4 protein-coding genes are annotated in these 2879 nt (G+C 70.1%); 2 read left to right on the top strand and 2 right to left on the bottom strand.

Translation table 11 applies throughout. The features are described from left to right. Positions 1-61 precede the first annotated feature (61 nt). Both AOK17_RS37340 and AOK17_RS37335 read right to left on the bottom strand, forming a co-directional pair. Positions 62-745 carry a pyridoxine/pyridoxamine 5'-phosphate oxidase gene (locus AOK17_RS37340; RefSeq protein ID WP_055617049.1) on the bottom strand — a complete coding sequence of 228 codons (684 nt, stop codon included), beginning with the start codon at positions 743-745 and terminating at the stop codon, positions 62-64. 27 nt (positions 746-772) lie between these two features. Next, positions 773-1198, bottom strand: coding sequence for a pyridoxamine 5'-phosphate oxidase family protein (locus AOK17_RS37335; protein WP_055617048.1), 426 nt, complete (start codon positions 1196-1198; stop codon positions 773-775). A 272-nt stretch (positions 1199-1470) separates the two neighbouring features. On the opposite strand from AOK17_RS37335, the gene AOK17_RS37330 reads away from it, so the two are divergent. Next, complete coding sequence (locus tag AOK17_RS37330; protein ID WP_079053493.1) at positions 1471-2037, top strand: GtrA domain-containing protein; 567 nt, start codon at positions 1471-1473, stop codon at positions 2035-2037. A 95-nt stretch (positions 2038-2132) separates the two neighbouring features. After that, entirely contained in the window at positions 2133-2744 is a 612-nt protein-coding gene (locus AOK17_RS37325; RefSeq protein ID WP_055617047.1) for a dihydrofolate reductase family protein, read from the top strand. Positions 2745-2879 lie beyond the last annotated feature (135 nt).

Genomic DNA, 2879 nt, shown 5'->3' with positions numbered 1-2879 from the left:
TGTTGCTCGCGCAGTTCCCCGCGCCCCTAAAAGACAAAGCCCAGGGCACCCCCCGTCGGGCCTACGGCCAAAGCAGTTCCCGGTGCCACGTGGACTCGGTGCGGTGGTAGGTGAGGCGTACGTGGCGGCGCTGGGGGTCGCCCTGGAAGAACTCGACCTCGTCGGGGGTGAGGACGTACACCGTCCATGAGGGGGCGGGGGCGTCGGGCTCCTGCTGGGCCCGGTGCCAGGCGGCCTCCGAGGCGTGCTCCAACTCCTCGTAGGAGCCGAGGACTTCGCTCTGGCGGCCCACAAGGGCGGAGGCGAGGGCGCCGGTCGAGCGGGCGTGCAGGTCGGCGTGGGCGACCTCGGGCGGGGCGACGGTCACCCGGCCGCGCACCCGGATCTGCCGGCCCTGCACGGGCCAGTAGAAGCCGAGTGCCGCGTACGGCCGGGCCGCCAGCTGCCGTCCCTTCCGGCTGCCCGCGTGCGACGCGAAGTGCCAGCCCTCCTCGTCGGCGCCGTGCAGCATCACGATCCGCACATCGGGCCGCCCCTCCTCGTCCGCCGTGGCCAGCGACATCGTGTGCGGCTCGGTCTGCCCTGCCCCCACCGCCTCCGCGAACCACTGCTCGAACAGCGGCAGCGGTTCCGCGGGGGCGGTCTCCGGGCTGAAGCGGGGCAGCTCGGTGTCCCAGACCCGCTGGGCCCTCAGCAGCCGTACGAACTCGGAGGGGGCCTGGGAGGAGGAAGACTCGGTGCTCATGGGGCGATTGTCGCGCCTGCCTCCGGCTCAGACCGCCCCGAGGTCCGACGAGAGCCAGCGTTCCGGGCGCATCCGGACGGCCACCTGGGTGCCGTGCTCCTTCCAGGAGAAGTCGACGTACCCGTCGACCTTGTCGGCCGGGAGGTAGCGGGCCGAGATCTCGTGGAGCTGCTCGCGGGTGGCAGGGGTCGTGTCGAGGACCGGGCCCTCGACGGACACGTACCGGATGGTGGGCTCGACCCGGTCGACCATGAGGGAGAACCGGCCCGCCGTGCGGAGCAGTTGGTTCTTGCGGGAGTCCGCCTGGATCAGGATCCATACGGTGCCGTCGGGCTCGTACTGGTACCAGATCGGCACCGTGAGCGGGGCGCGGCCGGCCCCGGCGTCGACCGCGAACGCGGCGATGTGCGGCTCTTTCAGGAACGTCTCTCGCTCTTCACGGGTCAGGGCCATGCGGGGGTCCTCCGGAGTGCGGTCGGTGGTGATTCCCTTTGGTCTTTCAGCGCGTTCTGTCCAGTTACGTATTCCAGTTCCGCGGGCCGGAAACGTGGTGCCGCGCGGAACGCGTTCGTGGCTGCTCGGCGGGCGTACCCCCCTTCCATGGTGGAGCCAGCACCACCATGGGTTCGGGTGTGGGCTGTCTCGTTGGGGCGGGCGGGCGACGGCATTGTTGAACCCAGTTGATCGCAGGGGTTCACGGCCCCGCCGCCCGGAAGGAAATCCCCATGAAGCCGCAGCTCGCGCAGCAGGCGAAGACGGTGGGCGACGTTGCTCCGGGGCCGTTCGCCTCCTTCGTCCGGTTCGTGGTGTGCGGCGGCGGGATCGGGGTCCTCTCCAGCGGTGCGGTGGCCCTGCTGGCCGGGACGATGCCCTGGGCGGTGGCGAACGCGGTCGTCACCGTCGCCTCGACCGTCCTCTGCACCGAGCTGCACGCCCTCTTCACCTTCGGGACCGGCAAGCGGGCCGGCTGGCGTCAGCACTGGCAGTCCGCCGGGTCGGCCACGGCGGCGTACGCGGTGACCTCGCTCGCGGTGCTGATCCTGCACCTCGTGCAGTCGTCGCCCGGGATGCTCACGGAACAGGTCGTCTACCTCAGCGCCTCGGGGCTTGCGGGGACAGGCCGCTTCCTGGTGCTGCGGCTGTTCGTCTTCGCGGGCGGCAGGGACGGGGGCCAGGACCGGGACCGGGCCTTCGTCCGCAAGGCTGCCGCTGCCCGGCGCCGGGTGGTCCCGGTGCCGACACGCCTGCCGAACCGTGTCCTTACCCCTGCGGCGTTCGCGGTCGGATCATGAGCTGAGGGCTTCGCCGATTAGTTTCTCCAGCCCTCGCCGTCTACCCGACGACACAGAGTTGACCGATCAGCTCTGCCGGAACCTGGAGGAACCTCATGCGGAAGATCACCGCCGGACTGTTCATCTCGCTCGACGGCGTCGTCGAGGCGCCCGACCAGTGGCACTTCCCGTACTTCAACGACGAGATGGGCGCGGCCGTCGGTGCGACCTTCGGTACGGCCGACACCATGCTGTTCGGCCGTACGACCTACGACAGCTTCGCCGGGGCGTGGCCCGAGCGGGAGGCCGCCGGCGGTGAGGACGCGGGGTTCGCGAAGCAGCTCGGTGACGTGCGGAAGATCGTCGCGTCCCGGCAGGAGCTCGCGTTCACCTGGCGGAACTCCGAGCAGTTGGCGGGTGACCTCGTGGAGACCGTCACCGCGCTGAAGAACGAGGAGGGCGGGGACATCGCCCTCAGCGGGTCCGTCTCGGTCGTACGGCAGTTGCTGGCGGCGGGGTTGTTGGACGAGCTGCATCTGCTGGTGCATCCGATTGCCGTGCGGAAGGGGATGCGGTTGTTCGAGGAGGGTGACTCCTCGATTCCGCTGAAGTTGATCTCGTCGCGGACCTTTCAGACGGGGGTCGTGAGCCTGGTTTATGGGCCGGAGGATGCGGCCGGGGCGGGCACGTACGAGGAGGCCAAGGGCCATCTTCCTCAGGGGGAGTAGGGCCAGGGCGGTTGTCGGGTGCGGGTGGGTGGAGTGCTGGGTGCGCAGTTCCCCGCGCCCCTAAAAGCCAAAGGCCAAAGCCAAAGCCAGGGGCGCAGCCCCGCTTTTTAGGGGCGCGGGGAACTGCGCACCCAG

This window comes from Streptomyces phaeochromogenes, assembly GCF_001418655.1.
Classification (GTDB): Bacteria; Actinomycetota; Actinomycetes; order Streptomycetales; family Streptomycetaceae; genus Streptomyces; species Streptomyces phaeochromogenes.
Note: the sequence above shows the minus strand (reverse complement) of the source record. Positions and strands in the feature narration are given on the sequence as shown.